Source organism: Ktedonobacter sp. SOSP1-52, assembly GCF_016587395.1.
In genome coordinates, this window is record NZ_BNJH01000002.1 from 2,290,110 (window position 1) to 2,309,388 (window position 19,279).

The window sequence follows — 19,279 nt, forward strand, 5'->3', positions numbered from 1 at the left end:
GGCGGACTGCGCCCGCCACACTCCCACACACCACCCACCGGGATGATTCATATTTAAGCCCTATACCTGCGGCTTCGTCTCTTTCCCCTGCTGAGGTAGATTCTGTACATAAGAGTCACCCTCGACAATAAAGAGCAAACGCTCACAAACGTTGGCGCAGTGATCGCCAACGCGCTCAAGTTTATGGGCCATCCAGAGGAGATACGTGGCGCGTTGGAGAATCAAGGAATCGTTGAGGAGGGCTGGGACTGCGTGTGCGCCTCCCATCATGGCCATCAAGTCATGACGGACCATGTGGTAACGCACATCTACAACATCATCTTCTTCCCAGATGTAGCGTGCGGCCTTCACATCGCGATCCTTGAAGGCTTTAATGGTGCCCTGTAAGACACGCCGCGCCTCTTTCCCCAGGTCGAGAATACCTTTCATGATCGAGGCTTCCGTGATCGTATTTCCGCTACCCGCATCCTTGATTCCAGTCGTCTCCATCTTGACATGGGGCATCGTATCCCCACGCAGAGGTGTCATACGCAGGATATTCTGCGCAATACCAGCCGCGCCATCACCAGTGCGCTCAAGATCGCCCGCAATCGAAAGCACCGAGGCCAGGTAGCGCAGGTCACGCCCACCTAGTGGCTGCTGTAGGGTCAACAGGCGAATGGCACGCTCCTCAACCGCGGCTCTCAGACTATCGATCAATGCATCATTTTCGATGACCATACCAGCTTTCGCCAGGTCACCAGCCGCTAAGGCCTCCAAAGCTCTCTCCAAGGCCTCATCCACCATCGTCCCCAGGCGGATAATTTGCGCATCCAGCTCTTGCAATTCTTTATCTAGAATCGAACGTGACATCTTTGCCGCTCACTCCTTAATCAAAGTAGTCTGGCTTCCGCCAAGAAGGGCTTACATAGCTCGCCATCTTAGCACGCTTGGCTTGTTCCTCAGGTGCCTTATTCGCCTCACCATATATAGTGTAGCATATTTAGCATAGGAAACATAGAGTATTACAGCGGTTATTCGCTCTAATCTAAAGGGATGAGTAATAGAGTACAGTAAAGGTTGGTTAGGTTGTAGTGTGCGTCGCGGGTGAAGACCGTGACGCACACTACAACATAGCCAACTCTTAAGCTGTTTCCTTGCTGTTGACAGTGCTTCCTAGAATACGATACAGTTAAAAGGAGTTTCATCCAGGCAGAAAAACGCAAAGGAAAGAAACCATGTCAACGAAACGACTGCTCGGCGTTTTTGCCCATCCCGACGACGAAGGGTTCATGAGTGGTGCCCTGCTTCACTATCGCGCCTCTGGCATTGAGACTGGCCTGGTCTTTGCTACCCGTGGTGAGGTGGGCGAAATCTCTGACCCCCTGCTCAAAACACGAGACGATCTAGATGAGATTCGCGAAGAAGAGATGCGCATGGCCGCCAGCCTTCTTGGCGTGAATAACCTGTGGTTTTTGGGCTACCGCGACTCTGGAGTGCGAGGCGCACCAGATAATCAGCATGCACGCGCCTTTATCCGTGCTCGCCCGGCAGAAGTGGTTGGCAAACTGGTACAAATTATCCGCCAATTTCGCCCCCAGGTCATTGTTACCTTCGACGAAACGGGAGCAGATGGGCACCCCGATCACCTGGCTATCTACCGCTACACTACCAGCGCGTTTCATGCCGCCGCTGATAGTGCGCTTTATCCAGACCTGGGACCAGCGCACTCAGCCGCCAAACTCTACTATACAAGTATGACGCGCCAGCAAATTCTCACAATGACAGAGTGGTTACAAGAGCAAGAACCAGGTGGTCCCTTTAAGAATGCTGATCCACAAACACTGGGGCTTACTGATGAACAAATCAATGTCGTCCTGGATGTTGAGCGCTGGCAAGATGACAAAGTCCTGGCAGCCTCCCAGCATCGCACCCAGGTCAATCCCAGCAATCCCGTCGCACAAATGCTTCCCGAGTTTCAGCGCAAACTGCGCGCCACTGAATATTATCAACTGGCCACATCACGCGTGGGTGATGACACCATGGGCGAGAACGACCTCTTCACTCATGTAGAGGGTTAAAAGTCAGTAAAGATGAAGGGGTGGGGCTAGAGCAACCTGCGGTTGCTCTAGCCCCACCCCTTCATCTTTACTGACGGGATGACTTATGATTACAGCCGCTGAATTTTCTGGATCAATTCCGTGGTTGAGTGACCAGGGAGGTAGGAGATCAGGCTTACCTCGCCACCATAGCCAAAGACGATCCGAGCTTCGGGCAGTTTCTCAGGGTCCACGCCATGCACGCTCCCCGCGTAGTCTCCACCCTTGACATAGATCGCCGGTTCCAGGGTCGCGATCAATTCGCTGGCCGTAGGCTCGCCAAAGATCGTGACATAATCGATGCAGGCCAGGGCGGCGAGCAGTTCGGCACGCTCTAACTCGGGCACCAGGGGACGCATTGGCCCCTTCAGATGCCGCACACTCTCGTCGCTATTCAGCCCCAGGATCAAGAAATCACCCAGGCTGCGTGCCTCTTGCAGGTAGCGAATATGCCCCAGGTGAAGCAAGTCAAAACAGCCATTGGTAAAGACGGCCCGCTCGCCTGCTTCCTGGCGGCGCGCGACCTCTAGTGCCAGTTGCGCACGCGATAGTACCTTGCTCCGCGTCTCGATCATCTCTTTGCTCATGCCAAAATTCCCCTCAACTCTTCAGGAGTGTTGCTGGCACAGCCCAGGCGGCGTACGACCAGCGCGGCGGCGGCATTCGCCAGGTAGGCAGCCTCCGCCTTGGATGCCCCGGTGGCCAGTCCCAGGGTAAAGGTTGCCGCAACCGTATCGCCTGCTCCATTGGTGTCGACAATCTCGCTTGCATGTGGCAGCGGATAGATGGGAATATGCAACGGTTCTTTACCGAACTCGAAGAGGCTCATGCCCTCGCTTCCACGTGTGATCAGGACGCTCTGAGCGTTACATTCTTCAAGAAGACGGGCACCAGCCTGGTTCAAATCCTCCAGCGTCTCAATCATCATCCCCAGAGTACTCTCCGCCTCTGGCTGGTTCGGTGTCAGCGCTGTTACTCCCTGGAAGCGACTCAACGAGCCATGAGAGTCAACGACAATCACCTTGTTCAACTCACGCGCCAGGGGCACGCAGGTCTCAATGATCTCTGGACTGATCATACCCAGGTCATAGTCGGAGAGCACAACGGCATCCATGCTCGGTAGCGCTTCGCGAATATAGTCACATAACTGGCTCTTGCTGGGTTCACAGATATCAGCCTTGTTCACCCGATCCACGCGCACAATATGCTGGCGTACCACCTGGGAGCTACCGGCCATGACACGCGTCTTCGTCGAGGTTGGACGTGTGTTATCGGTCACAACCCCCTCCTGGTGCATACCCAACTCCTCAATCGCCTGGCGCAGACGCTTACCCACGATATCATCACCCACGACTCCCGCCAGGAAGACTTCCGCGCCAAGAGCGTTGGCGTTGACCGCGACATTAGCAGCCCCACCCAGGATAGTCCGCTCCTCATACAGATCCAGGATCAAGACAGGGGCTTCGCGCGCGATACGAGTTGGACGCCCAATAAGATACTCATCAGCAACCATATCGCCAATAATAAGCACCCGTTTTCCCTGAAAAGCCGCGATAACCGCTTTGAGGCGCGCAGAATCGGTGATTTGTATCGTCATGCCTTTTTTCGTCCTTTGAGTAAGACCAGTATCATGAAGCGAGGAATAGCCAGCATACGCCAGATACGCCAGGGTTCGCGGTAGAGCCGATAGAGCCATTCCAGGCCCATCCGCTGCATCGCTTTAGGCGCTCGTAGCTTGCGTCCCGCCAGGAAATCATACGCCCCGCCTACGCCCATGGCGACCGCCACCGGGAGGCGTGAGAGGTTGCGATAGATCCAGAGTTCCTGGGCCGGAGCGCCATAAGCCACGCAGACAATGTCAGCCTGCGCCTGGCGAATACGCTCCAGGATAGGCTCCTCTTCGGCGGGATCTGGCGAACCAGCGTAGGTACCAGCGATCTGTAGACCGGGCGCCAGGGCACACAAGCGCTCAGCGGCGCTCTCCGCAACCCCTGGCGCGGCCCCCAACAGATAGAGACGGTAGCCTCTGGCGGCACATAGTTTTGCGAGTTCCGGTAAGGTATCAGTGCCGGTCACACGCTCAGGTGCAGGCTTGCCCAGGTAGCGCGTCGCCCAGACGATACCCATACCATCTGGTACCACCAGTTCAGCCTCATTGATACATGCACGAAAGGCAGTGTTACGCTGCGCCTCAATCACGAATTCCGTATTGACGGTAATAACCTGCTGGCAGCGAACCTCTTCGCTATGCTCACGGCGCAGGGAGATAAGCTGATCAATATAATCGAGGGCCTGGCGCTGTGTGAGGCGATCCACACGAATACCGAGCACAGAGACTGAAATGTCTGAATCTCTCTGCTCGGTTTGTAGCATTGGTGATGACATAATTTATTTACCAATGAAAAACTTCAGTTTCAGCGTGAGTAAGCAAAATATCGGGACGTGTCTCTTCAATATAGCGGCGGGCATGATCCAGTACCTCACGTGCGTGCTGGGCATCATTGCTTACATAGCTGATCCCGATTTTGGTAATCTGCCAGCGGTCAAGCTCTTCCACCTCGGCAATAGCCACGGAGAATTGGTTACGTACCCGCGTCACGACAGATTTGACGATCTGACGCTTCTCTTTTAACGAGTGGCATCCTGGTAGATGCAACGTGATTTGACATGCTCCTATAACCATATGGGCGTAGTATAGCATAGTTCCCCATGCATATAACAGCAAACAGCCATCTATAGCTACTTCCCGCTACTTGCGTACGCGGCTACTACACCCATCCAGTCCTCCTCTTATCGGGTAAGGGTGTGTAGGGCCGGGCTGACTCCGCCAGCCCGGCCCTACACACCCTTATCCCACGAGCCACGCAGTGGCGAGAAGTCCTGAGAGCCACTGCACAAAAAGAATAGAGGCTCGACGCATCTCACTATCTTTGCTACAATTCCAGAGAATTTACTGCTGCCATGTCGAAGGAGAGATTTTTATGTCAACCATTTCCAGCCAGGAGGAGCGACCTCAACTGCCAATGCAGGGCATTCCTCAGCCTGGTCGCACCGAAGTCTTACAGCTACCACGCGTACATATTTCCCGGCACCCGGTCATGGCGCACAAAATGACCTTGCTCCGCAATAAGGAGACGCCCGCCGCGCAGTTCTATCGCCTGGTCAAGGAGATTGGGAGTCTGCTTGCCTATGAGGCAACAGCGGGACTGGCCTTGCGGGAGAAGACCATTGAGACGCCCCTGGAGCAGATGCAAGGCTACAAACTCGCTGGTGGCATTGGTATCACACCTATTCTGCGCGCGGGACTAGGCCTGGCCGAAGGGTTCCGCGAGGTCTTACATGATGTACAGATCTGGCACCTGGGTCTACGACGCGACGAGCGCACACTCCAGGCACTGGAGTACTACAATCGCCTGCCTCACAAGGTCGATCTGCAAATCTGCTACGCCGTCGATCCCATGCTGGCCACAGGTGGCTCCGCCATTGACGCAGTTAATATCCTCAAGGCCAAGGGTATTCAGCGCATCTCATTCGTTTGTATTATCGCGGCCCCTTACGGCTTACTCAAGCTGAGCGAGACCCATCCAGACATCGACATTTATATCGCCGCGCTCGACGAGCGCCTTAATGACCAGGGCTATATCGTACCTGGATTGGGCGACGCAGGTGATCGCCAGTTCGGCACCTTTTAGGTTCATTTGGCATAATAGACACTGTATGCCTTGATGTATCAATCAGCCTGCCAGTGCGAGCCTGATATCTTTTTTTATATTCACGTCCAGAAGCAGGAGGAAGTCGCTTCGTGTCCACAGCACCAGATAACGAGCAACCCCAGACAGAGCCACAGGTAGAAGAATCTTCTGCCTCCCTTGAGGGCGAGAAGAAGGACGCTTCAGAAAGCGAAAACGCTCCCTCTGACGCGCCACGCCCTTTTTTCCCTGAAGATTTTGAGCCCAGCGGAGGCCCTCTGGGTTGTTGTCTCGGCTCAGTTATTGGCCTGATGGCATTTCTCATGCTGACCGTTGGCCTCTCACTCCTGATCACTAATCAACCTATACAGCATTATTCCTGGCTCGTTCCCCTCTCCGTGCTGGGAGCCATTGTCTGTGGCTTTATAGGCTGGCGGATAGGCAAACGCGTCTACCGTGAATACGATCCTCCCGTGATTAAGCAGCGCCCTCAGCGACGCGCCCGCCCTCGCAGCAAACGTGCGTAAATGGGTATAATGAGTAGGTGGTGTGGGGAGCCATGACAGGCCTCGTCTGTCATGGCTCCCCACACCACCTACTCATTATTTATTTATAAGCATGAAAGCGAGGAGAGTATGCGTGTAGTTATTTTCTGTGATATGGAAGGAGTCTCTTGCATCGAAACGTGGGAGCAGGTCTCCAGCGGCACAGCTATTTATGAAGAATGTCGCAAGCTCTACACTGATGAAATGAACGCGGCGGTCCGTGGAGCGCGTGCGGCTGGAGCGCGTGACGTGGTCGTGGTCGACTGCCACGGTGCGGGCGGCGCGCATAATTTTAAGAGCTTTGTTCCTGAACGCCTGGAGTCGGGCGCAGAATACATCTTCGGGCACCCCTGGGCCAGGTATATTGAAGCTTTTGAGCAGGGGTGTGATGCTATCCTCTTTGTTGGCGCTCACGCCATGGCGGGCGTCCCCGATGGCGTACTCTGCCACACAGTCTCGTCCGAGTCCTGGCATAACGCCTCGATCAATGGAACCCTGGTGGGAGAGAGCGGCATCCTGGCCGCGATTGCAGGCTGCTGGGATGTGCCCGTTGCCTTCACCTCTGGTGATGCCGCGACCTGCCGCGAGGTTCAGCAATTGCTGGGGACAGAGGTAGTCACAGCACAGGTAAAGAAGGGCCTGGGACGCTTCTCGTCCGTCAATATGGCTCCCAAAGATGCCTGCTCACTCATCGAGATGCGCGTGGCCCAGGCCCTCAGCTTAAAGAACTGGCCCAAACCCCTAAAATTTGAGGGGCCAGTCACCTTTAAAGTCGAGCTTGCCACGCCCGACAACACTCGCGATTTTATCAACCGGCCAGGTGTCAAGATCGAGGATGCGCGCACCGTGACCTCGACTGCCGGCACCTTCTGGCACGCCTGGGACCAGTTTTGGTACCGCCATTAAAGTAAAAAGATGTGATGGACACCGGTGTCCATCACATCTTTTTACTTTAATGAGTTATACCTTCACATCCTTGCTCTTGAGGCAGACCCCAACCACAATCGTCAAGATGATTATGAAGGCGCCCAGAGCGGCCCAGGACATCAGGATACGCTGTACCGCATCTGTATGGCTAAAGGTAGAGAAGATGGTTCCATGGAAGGTAAAGTCATCGCCAAACAGTTTGTCGCCATTGATCTTATCGCTGTGCAGGCCCGCCGAGGAACCAAGCGCCGTCATGGCCCAGCGCGTGGGGAACAGGAAGGCGAGCGCCTGCATGGCCTTGTCCTTAAAGGGGATAATCGCGCCCGAGAAGATGACCTGCGGGATCAGAATGATGGGAACAAAACTTACAGCACGGTCATTGTTCGGCGAGAGCGCTGAGATAGCCAGACCAATCATCAGACCCGCCAGAGAGGTCAGCACCAACGTGATATATACCTCTAAGATGGGCGGCAGAAAGACACTTGTCACCAGGGGCTCGCCCAATTCGACAATAAACAGCAGCACCGCGCTCTGGAAGAGACACAGAATTCCCAGCACCACGATTTTTGAGAACATATAGGGAATGATACCCAGATTGACCGCGCGCTCGCGCCGGTAGATATGGGCCTCCTTGACGATCTCACGTGAGCCATTGATGCAGCCGAAGAGAACGGTGGCAAAGGCCATAACGAAGAGCAAGGTCTCCCCATTAAAGCCCAGGCCGGGCACGATAAAATCTTGCAGGGCCGTATCGACATTATTGCTTTTCTGCTTCACAAATTGCTGGCCCGCCTGATTATCCTGCAAGAAGCTCTTCACCGTGCCACAATCCACGCTCTCCTTGGTTTTCGCCTCGGGCAGGGCCAGTGGTCCTTGATTCGTCAGAATCTGCGTACGACACTGAACGGTATTCTTCTGCTCAAACAGGCCGGTCCCAATTTCAAAGCGCATAATACCGACCAGTAACAGGGCAATGATCGGGGCCTGGAGCAAGAGCAGCGCCAGGTTGCCGGGATCGTTCTTGAGCAGTTCGATGTAACGCATCGACATGATTATGAACTGCTTTAAGGGATTCCCCCCCTGGCACGCTTGATCTGGTTCTGTGACTGCGGAATGCTGGCACGCTTGGCCTGGCCCTCGTTCAAGGGGGCCACCACATATTTATAGTACAAGGGCGAAGCTTTAAAGCGCTCTTCGGCCTCAGCTGGAATAGTCGGATGATCCTTCGATGGCTCCAGCGAGCTATAGATTTCCGCGAAGTCGGTCTTATTGAAGAAGGTCTTGGCCTCATTGGGCGGACCAAAGTAGGCCAGGCGTCCCCCTTGACAGAGGAAGCAGACATAATCACAGGCGTTAATATTATTTGTCGCGTGCGTCACCAGGATAATCGTACGCCCACGGTCGGCCAGGCGCCGTAAGAGGAACATCATCTTACGATCCAGGCCTGGATCAAGGCCCGAGGTTGGCTCATCCAGAAAGAAGATGCTTGGATTCGCCAGGAGTTCCAGGGCGATAGAGACACGTTTACGCTGCCCGCCCGAAAGCTTGTTGACCAGGAGTTTCCGCCGCTCGGTCATCTCCACATCTTCCAGCACCTCGTTGATACGCTGGTTAATCTGATCTTTCGTAAAGTCACTTGGTAGGCGCATCTTGGCCGCGTAGTAGAGCGCGCGCTCAACTGTTAGCTCACGGTGGACGATATCGTCCTGTGGGACATAGCCAAGTTGCGTACTAAAGGCCGACAAGTTGTGATAGTAGTCCTGTCCATTGTAGAGCACGGTCCCCTGCTGTGCCGGGCGCAAGCCATTCAAGGCATCCATGAGCGTTGATTTGCCCGCGCCTGAACCTCCTACCAGGGCCACAAACTTGCGTGGCGGGATGACGAGCGAGATATCGTTGATGAGCACCACATTATTATTGCCGCGCTTGTTCAGATTGAGCGCATCGATACGAATACTACTGCTCTCATCGTACTGCGTCAGTTGCGTGCCTGTATAGGTCAGGCGATAGGGGCCAATACGAATCTCATCGCCCGTCTTAAGCGCCTGCTGCGAGACGCGCTGCCCATTCACATAGGTATGATTTGTGCTATTGTGGTCGATAATGCGGTGTGTATTATTTGGTCCCTGCTCCAGGTGTGCATGATGCGCAGAGATCAGGGGATGGTTCAGCACTACCATATTATCTGGCGCGCGCCCCATGGTAATAACCGGAGTATTCAGCGGGATAGGATGAATATCTGGCGGCATCTCCTGGGAGACACCACTGCCATCGTCATAGGTTAGCGTGACCAGGGTACCATGTTCGTCGCCAATACGAAAAATGTCGCCATGCACAAGCGGCTTACGAAACTGCTCATCGCCCTGGATAATTCGACCTTGATAGAGCAGGCCATTGAGCGTTCGGCCACGCGAAGGATGAGGATGCACCAGCACCCAATCGCTACCTTCACGAATAATCTGCGCATGATAGGCTGAAACAACTGGCTCATTGATGACGATATCGCTTGACGGGTTTCGCCCAATATTGATGACGGGCTTCAACAAGGCCTGTTTCTGCGTCCCGTACTGCACATTACTGCTAATCTCAAGCGTAGGCATCCCCTCGATCGCGGTACGATCAGCGGCAGAAGGCTGAGCAGGAACCGGCGAAGGCGGCGGTGTAGTACCAACCGGGCCAAATTGGACCCCATTTGCCGGGGGTGTGGGAGGAGGAGCTCCCATAGAAGCGGGTATTGCGGGTGGAGTTCCACCGGCTATATGTGCTGGGCCTGGAGGCACTGGCGTAGGAGGAGCCTGGACTGCCGCGGATTGGGCCGAAAGGACAAGTGGAGGGGCATTAGAGACCAGATGAGGCGGGGGAGCTTGTAACGCCAGCACGACAAAAGAACTATCTTCACCAAGAGTGACAACACTATTAAGCGCCAAAGTCCCCTGCTGAACCTTTCCTTGATTCAACAGAACATTGCTCGTTCTGGAAAGATTTTCGACAAACCAGTTGCCATTATTCCAGAACAAGCGTGCATGACGACGTGATACCTTGGGATCTGGCACGACGATATCGTTGCCTCCATCACGCCCAAAATCCAGAGAGGTCTTCGTTAGCTGAAAGACCTGGCCATTTAAAGGCCCTGCTATAAACCGAATAGAGCCGAAGCTTGGAGGACTACTCGCAGCGTTCATCAAAAAGCTCCCCTAACAAATAACATAGAACAGTTCTACACTTCAGGTCCACACGCCATCTACGCTGAAGGGATGCGTAACCCGCAGGCTGGAAAAACACGCTTGCTCCGCCACAAATTGATAAAGACGCTGGCCCAAACGAGTTCGTACATTGGATATTACAAACTCTATCGTCGAAACTGGGCTTTCTCTGTAAACGCCGAATCGCATCATTACTTGTTGAGCAGTTTTTCCTACTTAACCTGATGTACAAGTTGTTTCTGCCGCCTACGGCGGCAAGAGGGGGAGGAGGAACTTGGGGACACCCCAAGCCCCACCAGGGGCAGCGCCCCTGGACCCGTCCTCCCTCTTGCCCCACTGCATTCTTACTGCCGCGGCAAGGGGGGAGGAGGAACTTGGGGACACCCCAAGCCCCACCAGGGGCAGCGCCCCTGGACCCCGTCCTCCCTCTTGCCATGTCATATTCCTATGGAGGGCGAGAAATTGCTTGCTACATCTGGAGATCATATGCAATACGGAAGACAGACATCCGCGAACGTAGGGCATCAGAGAGGTTTAATAAGTGATTCAAAGAGCTCTGCATCTCGCGTGTATGCTGCGTGATATCACCTGTCATACGCAAGATCTCTTGTACAGAACCCGTCACCATTTGCGCACCCTGCATCTGCTGCTCAGACGTATCACAGATATTCTTTACCAGACTCGAAAACTCCTCAGTCACGGCGCCAATTGCTTCCAGAGCCACCCCGGTCTGCATCACTAGCTCGGTCTGCATCACAACACGTTGCGTATTCTGCTCCACGCTCTGCGACATTGCCGTGGTCTCATGTTGAATGCCGCGAATAGAGAAGCCAACCTTACGAGCAGACAGGCTACCGTGGCTTGCCAGCGTGCGCATCTCCTGGGCGACCAGGCCAAATCCCTGCCCACGTTCACCCACACGTGTGGCCTCGATTGCGGCATTGAGTGCCACATGATGCATCCGCACCGAGAGATCGGAGATGTCCGATACCACTTCGTTCACCTGCTGACAGCTCTCGCTCAAGGCCTTCATAGTGCGCGCTGACTCCAGGGTCGCTTCACGCACCATGCCCATCCCGTCCACGGCACGATCAACGGCTCCCTGCGCCTCCTTAGTCACCTCAACTGACTCCATGAGTGTTTGCGAAAGCGTTGCTGCCTTCTGTGAGACCGACTGCATCTGCTCGGCAATCTGCTCAATAACGGTGGATATTTGATTGACCTGCCGCTCTTGCTGCGCGATGTTACGTGCCAGCGACTCCGAGCTATGGCGCACACTACGTGTATGCTCATCCACCGCCTGCGTCACCATCTGTACCCGGCTCAGCAGAGAACCAATCTCGCCCACTACGGTGTTAATTGACTCTGCAATGGGCTGGAGTTTCTCGTGCTGGGAATGCAGGCGCACGCGTAAATCACCGCTTCGCAGTTGCTCCATCTCCTCACGCAGGTGTGTCACCCCCTCTTCCAGGGCGCGATGCTCCTCCTCGCGCTCCTGAAAGAGGCGCGTGTTGTCAATAGCAATCGTGGCTTGCTGAGCGAAAAGTTCAGCCAGTTCAACATTCTCCCGTGATGGTATCAAACCATCTTCCGGGTCTCCAAGAGAGAGAATACCGAGCAACCGTTCTTCGCGTAAACTGTATAGAGGGATGAGCAGTGTATCTTCAGGATGCCATTGCCCTTCTTCATAGCTATCCAGCACGCCAGCCGGGACACTGACGATGTCCGCAAACTTCTCCTGGAGCTGAGTATGTGAAACAAAATAGCTCTGGCTGATCTGGTATTCAGGGCGCATAAGAGCCAGCATCCCCTCAAGCGGCTCTGGATTCTCCCTCAAGCGTTGGATATCTTCCGTTGAGACACCAATGCAGGCCACCACGCGTGTCACCTGCTCCTGCTCATAGACCAGGTTAATGGCCAGCGCGCGAAATCCGGTACAGTTTGCGATCGCGGCCACAATCTGCTGGAGCACCTCGTCCAGGCGCAGGTCGGCACGCAAGAGATTCCCCAGGCGTAGCAGTTCCTTGATATGCAGGCCCCGGCGTTGCGAGACGTCATCAAGGGCATAAGAAAATAATCCCTTGGTCTCGCCATTGGGTCCGGACTGGGTGGAGAGTACTTCCGCAATAGCCTGCTCTTCAGCCACCTGAGCACGCTCATGCTGCTCAGCACTGGGTGCAGCACGCAAGCGGACACGCAGAGGTATCGGTCGACTCTTCAACTTAGGATGTAGTTCAGCCATAGCGCTTCCCTGGCACTTTCAGCAAAAGAATAGCAAAAACAGCTAGCAATTAATACTCATAATCTAAAGATGTACATTTGAGAGTACTCGCCCCTACCATATCACATTTCGTATTTTTCTGTACAGTTCATAGCCTTTGTAACTATCTGCCTGCTATTTTCTTGTTATGTTTCATACCCTATACACCTTGTTGGAATGACTTCTCGCGCCTGCGGCGCTCGCTGGGTAAAAATGTGTCGCGACACATTTTTACTCTGGCCGAAGATGTTAAGTGCTGCAATGCACATGTAGGGTCCATGCTGGCATGGACTCGGAGCGAAGCGACCTGCCCACGCAAGGGGTATCGGCCTGTGGGCCTCGAAGTTCATGCCAGCATGGACCCTACGGGTCAGGCGAAGGGTTGAATATAGGGGGAATAATAGCCTGCGAGCGAGCGGGGGAGACGTCCCATCAGCCTCGTCCCCTCATCTTCATGTTCTTCATAGGCAATCAGGCCGCGACGATGAAACAGTTCTACCAGGTCGCCCCGGCTAAAGGGGAGTAAGACCATTAGTTGCTCCATCGTATCCGCGAGTACGGAAGCCACTTCAGCACACAGTTCTTCCAGGCCCTTGCCCTCAGCCGCTGAGATAGGCACAGCGTGGCTGTAGAGACTGGGATCAAGGACATCGGGGTCGGTGAGCAGGTCAATTTTGTTGAGCGCGGTCACGCGGGGTTTCGCGGCTGCTCCCAGCTCTTCGAGGATATCGTGTACCGTCTCGCTCTGCTCAAAGGCATTCTCATGGCTGATGTCGACGACTTCAAGCAACAGGTCAGCCTCAATCACCTCTTCAAGCGTGGCGCGAAAGGCGGCGATCAACTGGGTTGGCAGCTTTTGGATAAAGCCAACGGTGTCGGAGAGCAGGGCCTCTTGATTGTTGGGCAGCAAGAGCCGACGCGTCACCGGGTCCAGCGTGGCAAAGAGCTTATCTTCAGCCAGTACGCCAGCCTCCGTCAGGGCATTAAACAGTGTCGACTTGCCCGCGTTTGTATAGCCTACGACCGCAACCATGGGAAGCCCCTGGGCCACACGCTGCTTGCGCTGGAGGGCGCGCTGACTCCGGGCCTCTTCAATCTCCTTGCGTAACGCGGAAATACGGCTGCGAATCCGGCGTCGATCCAGCTCCAACCGAGTTTCACCTGGACCACGCACACCAATCGCGCCACCGACACCACCACCACCAAGGGAACCACCAGCCTGCCGGGTATAGGTCCCACTGCCCGCCAGCCGTGGCAGGCGATATTCGGCCTGGGCCAGTTCTACCTGAAGGCGACCTTCGTGGGAATAAGCACGTTGCGCAAAGACATCGAGGATAAGAGCAGTGCGATCTATGACGCGCGCGTTCAGCATCTTATCGAGTGAACGCTGTTGAGTGGGGGTAAGTTCATCATCAAAAATGATAACATCGAGTTGGAGCTGTTGATCGAGTGCCACAAGTTCCTGGGCCTTGCCTTTGCCCAGATAGGTCTGTGCATCGGGCTGGGGCAGGTGTTGAATCATGCGTCCTAGCACCGCCGCGCCAGCAGTTGTTGCCAGGGCCTCTAATTCCTGAAGCGAGTCCTCAGCTCCCCACATCCCCTCTTGCTCATCAGCTTCAACTGCCACCAGGTAGGCCCGTTCTGGCCCCCGACGTATTCCGGTATCGATCAAACGGTGTGTCGTAACGTCCTCCAATCTTCTACATGCACGCTACATGCTTTGGCCTCTCTGCTCATTGTACGCTAGCTTCAGGGGAAACGCAAACTATCGTTGTGGAGAGGGAATAGAAGCGTGTGGCGTGAGCTTAGCTCACGCCACACGCTTCTATTCCCTCTCCACGACTACCTACTAGTGGATTGGTGATAGGAAGCTCTGTGGAGGCTGCGGTAGTGGCGGCAACGCGTGAACAAAGAATGCATTCACACGGGCAAAAAGGCTATTATTGACCGCGTCATTGTAAAAATCATGCCAGGCCCGCAACTGCGCGGCATCAACGTGCATGCCCAGAGGTACCCCACTTTGTGCGCTCGCCAGGAAATTTCCCAGCACAATGAGCAGCAACAGCCAGAGGAGCCAGGACTCCACAAAACCTACCAGGCCACCCAGCAACGCATCCCCCAGGCCAACACCTGGAATACGTTGCATCGTGCCACGAATAAGCGTTGCCGCGATATGAAAGATCAGCACAACGCCGAGAAACAGCGCCAGAAAGGCAATCAGGGGGGTAGCCGCGAACCCGTCAGAGGCCATGATCGAGATGAACTCCGGCCCATAGGCGTACGCGACAAACCAGCCTATGGGTATGCTAATAATGTTGATCAGGCTAAATATCGCACCATTGCGAATACCATTGAACACCATCAGGAGAACGGTCAGCACAAACAGAATATCAATCACACTCAGATGGAATAGATCAGGCATATTCTTCCTCCGCCTGGCAAGCACCCAATTATAAGGCAGGCATAACAGCAAAAATGAGTCTCTTCGAAAATGAGTTTCTTATTATCGAAAACGCGACAGCCAGAACAAGCGTCACAAATAGGTTTCCCAGCACCAGAAGGTAGTCTATGAATACGAGTTCTCGCCACTGTGTGGCTCTGCAAACACCTTCATGAGGGACGTTGCTGCTCATTGAGGGTAGAATCTGCATATGTGTGAGGCTCCTGGGGAACCGGTGGAAACATATCCTCTATTGAGCGGGGCAGTTCCTGTTGTCTTTCCTTGCTCTCAGTAGGCTTCTGCGCGGCATGAGCATCCTGTTGCAACCTGCGTCCAGGCTGACGTTTGGCAAAGCGCGAGGCCCAAAAGCAGAAGAAGAACATGCAGGCCGCCAGCACCACTATCAAAAGATTGAAGCCCAGAAACTGCGCAATCGCACCCGCGAAAAGCAAGACGGGGATGGAACCGGCATTGTACAGCATAAACTGAAAAGCCAGGACACGCGCACGCCCATTTTCAGGCGCCCGCTCCTGCATAATCGTGTTTGTAGGAATATTCACGCACGCCATAGCCACGCCCAGCAATGTCACCAGTAGAATGACCGACCAGAGCAGCCAGGAGGATGATGCACCATGCACCGGGTCCAGGCGCAACGAGAGCCACTGCATGGCTGGCAAGAGTAAGAAGCCCACCGCGAGCGAGATAAACCCGATCAAAGTCAAACGTATACGCCCAATCCGCTCCGTCAACGGGGTCATCAAGACCGAAGCTCCAACCAGGCCAACGCCTGCCGGTGCCAGGATCAAGGCCATATCTTCGGGTGGATGGTGCAGCACTTGCTGGACAAAGGTACCCGCCAGCTCACCAATCAGAAGCTGTAGGATACCCACAACCGAAAGCTGCACCACCGAGAAGAAGAGCAGGTTATCGACCTGCACAATGCGCCAGCCCTGACCCAGGTCTGCCCAGAGGCGTGCCAGCGTCTCCTTCACCGTCCGATCTCCACGCCGCTCCCTCTCTTGCTTGAGGTGCGACTCGGCAAAGCAACGCGATGGGATAAGCAGGATTAAGCCAGCGCAAACCGCGTAGAGCACGCCGACCAGCAGGAAAAGCATATCGATGGATTGCACATTAAAGGCCAGCTTGCCTATATGGACTGTAAAGGGTGAGAAGAGCGAGGTCACCAGGCGCCCAAGAATAAGAAAACCCAGAGCCTGCGAAATAGTGATGGAGATATTAAAGAGCGAGAGGGCAGGCATCAGATCGCGTTCTCCAACCAGCAAGGGAATGGACGACCCCTCAGCAGGAATAAAGAACTGTCCAATCAGCGAGGTACAGTAGGTCAGCAGGAAGAGGGGCCAGAGGTTGCTCCGGTTGAAGACAATGCAGATGAACATCAGCAGTACCGTCACCATGCGTAAGATGTTACTCACCCAGAGCACCTGGCGCTTATTCAAGCGATCCACAATCGCGCCCGCGATGGCGCTAAAAGGGATGGCAGGTAGGGTAAACGAAATAATAGCCAGGCCAGCCATAAAGACCGATTGCGTCACATTGTTGACGAGCACGATCACGCCATAGTTTGTGGCATTGAGAATCGTCAAGGAGATAAGTTGTGCCAACCAGAGCAATAAGAAGTTGCGGTTGCGCAACACACGTCGCACGCGACCGGAACTATTCTTATTGGATACTTGAGCGTTTTGCGCTTGATCTGTACTCTGCACCATGGCCTACCAGACTTTCTACCAGTATCTCCCCAATACGTCCAGCTAACCTTACTACGTTTACGCTTGTACCTCTGTTACCACGCATCATAGCAAAAAGGTTCTCTTGATAATACGTCCCAAAACAGAAAAAGTCAGACGCTACCCCATAGCAACTGCGTTCTCCCCGCTACTAAGTAAGAGATTCTCACAGTCGCAAAAGGATAGCGCATCTTCTCTCGACAGACTTTCCGCTTTTCCAGCCGGGGGCGGTATAAGAGAAATAAAGCACGTATATTTTCCAGGGTAAAGAGAGGAGATAAATTTGATGGCAGGCAAATATCATGATTTGTATGACACCTGGATCTACCAGGAGATCAAAGCCCAGGTCCACGCAGATCTACAGGCCCAACAGTGCCAGGATTTGCATCATATTCTACTCAAAATCATCGAAGCGCGCTTCCCCCGCCTCATTATCCAGGCCCATACCCTGGGGCAACTGCAACCTGAGCGTCTCCAACAGCTCATCGCCCACATAGGCAGCGCCCAGCGCGAGCGCGAGGCTAAAACTATTCTGGATGAGGTAGAACAACATAAAATATCAGATGACTACACAAAATAGCATATGGTATTATAGAGAAGGATAAACCATGCCGCCAAAAGTCAGAGAGCTGAAAGCTGATCTCAAGAAAGCAGGCTTCCTTATACGACCTGGAAAAGGAAGCCATACTAAGTGGATACATTCACAATTCCCTACTATATTCGTCAATCTATCAGGCAACGATGGAGACGACGCTAAGCAGTACCAAGTCAATGACGTACAAGATGCCTTGAGAGAGGTGAGTGAGCACAATGAACACTAACCACTATTCCATCACAATCCAATGGGATCCTAGAGACAATATCTATGTTGCTAGCGTTCCAGAACTTCCACGTGTAAGGACTCATGGAGATACCTATCAAGAAGCAGTGGAAAACATACTTGAAGTTCTCGAAATGTGGATAGAAGACGCCCAAAAGCACGGAGAAACACTTCCACCACCAAGGATTTACGCAGCATAAATAGAAGCCCATTAGCATTGGACGAGAGCAGATCAAGGCAGTATAATATACAAACTATGATTCCAACATCGACATCAGATACAAATACAACACAACAGACACAACCTAAAACCGATCTGCTCACGCTGACGCTGCCGCAGTTGCAGGAGTGGCTGGCCGCGCGGGGGAGGCTGCCTTTCGCGCCAAGCAGATCTATAGCTGGATCTACCAGCAGTTTGTCGATAACTTCGCGGCCATGTCGAATCTGCCGCTGAAGCTCCGTCAGCGCCTGGAAGAGGAGGCCTGTATCGGCCCGCTCGTCGTGCGCAGCGAGATGAGCTCGAAAGATGACCGCACACGTAAGATCCTGCTAGAACTCGCCGATGGCAAATTGATCGAGTCGGTGTTGATGCTCTATCCTCCCCTGGGCGAGAGTAGCGCACGCGCCACCGTCTGCGTCTCCAGCCAGGCGGGATGCGCCTTTGGCTGCACCTTCTGCGCCACTGGCCAGATGGGCTTTGATCGCCACTTACAATCAGGCGAGATTATCGCCCAGGTGCTCCACTTCGCGCGCGAGCTACGCGCCACTCCCTGGAGCGCGGCTGGCCTTCCTGGTAGTACACCTATCGATCACATCACCAATATCGTCTTGATGGGCATGGGCGAGCCACTACACAACTACGACAATGTGCTCCAGGCCCTGCGCATCCTCAATAGTGCCGCAGGCTTCAACCTGGGGGCGCGGCATATGACCGTCTCGACCGTTGGCCTGGTGCCAGCCATCCGCAAATTGAGCCAGGAGCAACTCCAGGTCAACCTGGCCATCTCCCTCCACGCGCCCACCAATGAGGCGCGCAGCCAGACCATGCCTGTTAACCGCAAGTATCCGCTGGAAGAACTGCTTGCCGCCTGCCAGGACTATATCACGGCGACACGAAGGCAGGTCACATTTGAATATGTCTTGCTGGCAGGCGTCAATGATACGCCGGAGCGCGCTCAGCAGTTAGCCGAACTGCTGGCCCCGCTCAAGCAGTTCGCGCACGTCAACTGTATTCCCGTAAACGCGACCTCGGCTGGCTATCGTCCCCCAGGTCCAGACGCCATTCGCGCCTTCCGCAATATTCTCTTTGAACGTGGCATCAGCAATAGCGTGCGTGCGGAGCGCGGCGATGATATCGCCGCCGCCTGTGGACAGCTACGTACCCGCTTCGAGAACCGACACAAAGCTATTCCGGTTGTCTAAGATATGGCCTGGACCTGAGCCGAAGGCTCAGGTCCAGGCCATATCTTAGACAACCTATCTTCTCTACGCAAAAAGGTACCCGCAAAGACCACCTCCCTGCTGGGAGAGAAGTAACCTTTGTGGGTACCTTCTTGTTTTCCTGTCTGCCTG

General features: G+C 54.3%; 19 protein-coding genes. 8 read left to right on the forward strand and 11 right to left on the reverse strand.

Annotation, left to right across the window (positions count from 1 at the left end):
• Nucleotides 1-60: 60 nt before the first annotated feature.
• Complete coding sequence (locus tag JMJ16_RS25250) at nt 61-852, reverse strand: PhoU domain-containing protein (RefSeq protein WP_201369672.1); 792 nt, start codon at nt 850-852, stop codon at nt 61-63.
• A gap of 365 nt (nt 853-1,217) precedes the next feature.
• On the opposite strand from JMJ16_RS25250, the gene JMJ16_RS25255 reads away from it, so the two are divergent.
• Nucleotides 1,218-2,060 carry a PIG-L family deacetylase gene (locus tag JMJ16_RS25255; protein ID WP_201385969.1) on the forward strand — a complete coding sequence of 281 codons (843 nt, stop codon included), beginning with the start codon at nt 1,218-1,220 and terminating at the stop codon, nt 2,058-2,060.
• An 89-nt stretch (nt 2,061-2,149) separates the two neighbouring features.
• On the opposite strand, the gene JMJ16_RS25260 is transcribed toward JMJ16_RS25255, so the two are convergent.
• From JMJ16_RS25260 to JMJ16_RS25275, 4 genes are read right to left on the reverse strand one after another with little or no spacing between them, the layout of a single operon-like run.
• A complete protein-coding gene (locus JMJ16_RS25260; protein ID WP_201385971.1) occupies nt 2,150-2,665 on the reverse strand; it encodes an adenylyltransferase/cytidyltransferase family protein in 516 nt (171 codons plus the stop codon).
• Nucleotides 2,662-3,675 carry a bifunctional heptose 7-phosphate kinase/heptose 1-phosphate adenyltransferase gene (locus JMJ16_RS25265; RefSeq protein WP_201369675.1) on the reverse strand — a complete coding sequence of 338 codons (1,014 nt, stop codon included), beginning with the start codon at nt 3,673-3,675 and terminating at the stop codon, nt 2,662-2,664. Before JMJ16_RS25265 ends, JMJ16_RS25260 begins: the two co-directional genes overlap by 4 nt.
• A complete protein-coding gene (locus JMJ16_RS25270) occupies nt 3,672-4,463 on the reverse strand; it encodes a WecB/TagA/CpsF family glycosyltransferase (RefSeq protein ID WP_201385973.1) in 792 nt (263 codons plus the stop codon). The genes JMJ16_RS25265 and JMJ16_RS25270 overlap by 4 nt, the downstream gene beginning before the upstream one ends.
• 7 nt (nt 4,464-4,470) lie before the next feature.
• Nucleotides 4,471-4,779, reverse strand: a complete 309-nt coding sequence (locus JMJ16_RS25275) for a DUF503 domain-containing protein (RefSeq protein ID WP_307811645.1) — start codon at nt 4,777-4,779, stop codon at nt 4,471-4,473.
• Nucleotides 4,780-5,101: 322 nt separating this feature from the next.
• Here JMJ16_RS25275 and upp point away from each other — a divergent pair, with 322 nt between their 5' ends.
• From upp to JMJ16_RS25290, 3 genes are all read left to right on the forward strand, one after another.
• Nucleotides 5,102-5,770, forward strand: coding sequence for a uracil phosphoribosyltransferase (gene upp / locus JMJ16_RS25280; protein ID WP_201386195.1), 669 nt, complete (start codon nt 5,102-5,104; stop codon nt 5,768-5,770).
• A 110-nt stretch (nt 5,771-5,880) separates the two neighbouring features.
• Nucleotides 5,881-6,294 carry a hypothetical protein gene (locus JMJ16_RS25285; RefSeq protein WP_201385975.1) on the forward strand — a complete coding sequence of 138 codons (414 nt, stop codon included), beginning with the start codon at nt 5,881-5,883 and terminating at the stop codon, nt 6,292-6,294.
• 108 nt (nt 6,295-6,402) lie between these two features.
• Complete coding sequence (locus JMJ16_RS25290) at nt 6,403-7,218, forward strand: M55 family metallopeptidase (RefSeq protein ID WP_201385977.1); 816 nt, start codon at nt 6,403-6,405, stop codon at nt 7,216-7,218.
• 54 nt (nt 7,219-7,272) lie between these two features.
• Here the strand turns inward: JMJ16_RS25290 and JMJ16_RS54595 are convergent, their stop codons facing one another.
• From JMJ16_RS54595 to JMJ16_RS25315, 6 genes are all read right to left on the reverse strand, one after another.
• Nucleotides 7,273-8,289, reverse strand: coding sequence for an ABC transporter permease (locus tag JMJ16_RS54595; RefSeq protein ID WP_236601679.1), 1,017 nt, complete (start codon nt 8,287-8,289; stop codon nt 7,273-7,275).
• Between the two features lie 14 nt (nt 8,290-8,303).
• Complete coding sequence (locus JMJ16_RS25295; protein ID WP_236601680.1) at nt 8,304-10,421, reverse strand: FHA domain-containing protein; 2,118 nt, start codon at nt 10,419-10,421, stop codon at nt 8,304-8,306.
• Nucleotides 10,422-10,911: 490 nt separating this feature from the next.
• Complete coding sequence (locus JMJ16_RS25300; protein ID WP_201385979.1) at nt 10,912-12,684, reverse strand: methyl-accepting chemotaxis protein; 1,773 nt, start codon at nt 12,682-12,684, stop codon at nt 10,912-10,914.
• 388 nt (nt 12,685-13,072) lie between these two features.
• Entirely contained in the window at nt 13,073-14,398 is a 1,326-nt protein-coding gene (hflX, locus tag JMJ16_RS25305) for a GTPase HflX (protein WP_236601681.1), read from the reverse strand.
• 153 nt (nt 14,399-14,551) lie between these two features.
• Nucleotides 14,552-15,124 (reverse strand): CvpA family protein, encoded by a 573-nt coding sequence (locus tag JMJ16_RS25310; protein WP_201385981.1) that lies wholly within the window; start codon nt 15,122-15,124, stop codon nt 14,552-14,554.
• A gap of 188 nt (nt 15,125-15,312) precedes the next feature.
• The gene (locus tag JMJ16_RS25315) at nt 15,313-16,869 is read right to left on the reverse strand and encodes an MFS transporter (protein WP_201385982.1); all 1,557 of its coding nucleotides are present in this window, start codon (nt 16,867-16,869) and stop codon (nt 15,313-15,315) included.
• 304 nt (nt 16,870-17,173) lie between these two features.
• Between JMJ16_RS25315 and JMJ16_RS25320 the strand changes: the two genes are divergently transcribed.
• The 4 genes from JMJ16_RS25320 (at nt 17,174) to rlmN (ending at nt 19,129) form a co-directional block, all read left to right on the forward strand.
• Nucleotides 17,174-17,467 (forward strand): hypothetical protein, encoded by a 294-nt coding sequence (locus JMJ16_RS25320; RefSeq protein ID WP_201385983.1) that lies wholly within the window; start codon nt 17,174-17,176, stop codon nt 17,465-17,467.
• A gap of 28 nt (nt 17,468-17,495) precedes the next feature.
• On the forward strand, nt 17,496-17,708 hold the full coding sequence (locus JMJ16_RS57260) for a type II toxin-antitoxin system HicA family toxin (RefSeq protein ID WP_201385984.1): 213 nt from the start codon (nt 17,496-17,498) through the stop codon (nt 17,706-17,708).
• Entirely contained in the window at nt 17,698-17,907 is a 210-nt protein-coding gene (locus JMJ16_RS57265) for a type II toxin-antitoxin system HicB family antitoxin (protein ID WP_201385985.1), read from the forward strand. Before JMJ16_RS57260 ends, JMJ16_RS57265 begins: the two co-directional genes overlap by 11 nt.
• 148 nt (nt 17,908-18,055) lie before the next feature.
• Nucleotides 18,056-19,129, forward strand: coding sequence for a 23S rRNA (adenine(2503)-C(2))-methyltransferase RlmN (gene rlmN / locus JMJ16_RS25335; protein WP_201385989.1), 1,074 nt, complete (start codon nt 18,056-18,058; stop codon nt 19,127-19,129).
• The last annotated feature ends 150 nt before the right edge of the window (nt 19,130-19,279 follow it).

Excerpts from the sequence above, each read along its gene's own strand:
- JMJ16_RS25250 (WP_201369672.1), bottom strand. The coding sequence starts at position 852 with ATGTCACGTTCGATTCTAGATAAAGAATTGCAAGAGCTGGATGCGCAA.
- JMJ16_RS25255 (WP_201385969.1), top strand. The coding sequence starts at position 1,218 with ATGTCAACGAAACGACTGCTCGGCGTTTTTGCCCATCCCGACGACGAA.
- JMJ16_RS25260 (WP_201385971.1), bottom strand. The coding sequence starts at position 2,665 with ATGAGCAAAGAGATGATCGAGACGCGGAGCAAGGTACTATCGCGTGCG.
- JMJ16_RS25265 (WP_201369675.1), bottom strand. The coding sequence starts at position 3,675 with ATGACGATACAAATCACCGATTCTGCGCGCCTCAAAGCGGTTATCGCG.
- JMJ16_RS25270 (WP_201385973.1), bottom strand. The coding sequence starts at position 4,463 with ATGTCATCACCAATGCTACAAACCGAGCAGAGAGATTCAGACATTTCA.
- JMJ16_RS25275 (WP_307811645.1), bottom strand. The coding sequence starts at position 4,779 with ATGCTATACTACGCCCATATGGTTATAGGAGCATGTCAAATCACGTTG.
- upp (WP_201386195.1), top strand. The coding sequence starts at position 5,102 with ATGCAGGGCATTCCTCAGCCTGGTCGCACCGAAGTCTTACAGCTACCA.
- JMJ16_RS25290 (WP_201385977.1), top strand. The coding sequence starts at position 6,403 with ATGCGTGTAGTTATTTTCTGTGATATGGAAGGAGTCTCTTGCATCGAA.
- JMJ16_RS54595 (WP_236601679.1), bottom strand. The coding sequence starts at position 8,289 with ATGTCGATGCGTTACATCGAACTGCTCAAGAACGATCCCGGCAACCTG.
- JMJ16_RS25295 (WP_236601680.1), bottom strand. The coding sequence starts at position 10,421 with ATGAACGCTGCGAGTAGTCCTCCAAGCTTCGGCTCTATTCGGTTTATA.
- JMJ16_RS25300 (WP_201385979.1), bottom strand. The coding sequence starts at position 12,684 with ATGGCTGAACTACATCCTAAGTTGAAGAGTCGACCGATACCTCTGCGT.
- JMJ16_RS25310 (WP_201385981.1), bottom strand. The coding sequence starts at position 15,124 with ATGCCTGATCTATTCCATCTGAGTGTGATTGATATTCTGTTTGTGCTG.
- JMJ16_RS25315 (WP_201385982.1), bottom strand. The coding sequence starts at position 16,869 with ATGGTGCAGAGTACAGATCAAGCGCAAAACGCTCAAGTATCCAATAAG.
- JMJ16_RS25320 (WP_201385983.1), top strand. The coding sequence starts at position 17,174 with ATGGCAGGCAAATATCATGATTTGTATGACACCTGGATCTACCAGGAG.
- JMJ16_RS57260 (WP_201385984.1), top strand. The coding sequence starts at position 17,496 with ATGCCGCCAAAAGTCAGAGAGCTGAAAGCTGATCTCAAGAAAGCAGGC.
- JMJ16_RS57265 (WP_201385985.1), top strand. The coding sequence starts at position 17,698 with ATGAACACTAACCACTATTCCATCACAATCCAATGGGATCCTAGAGAC.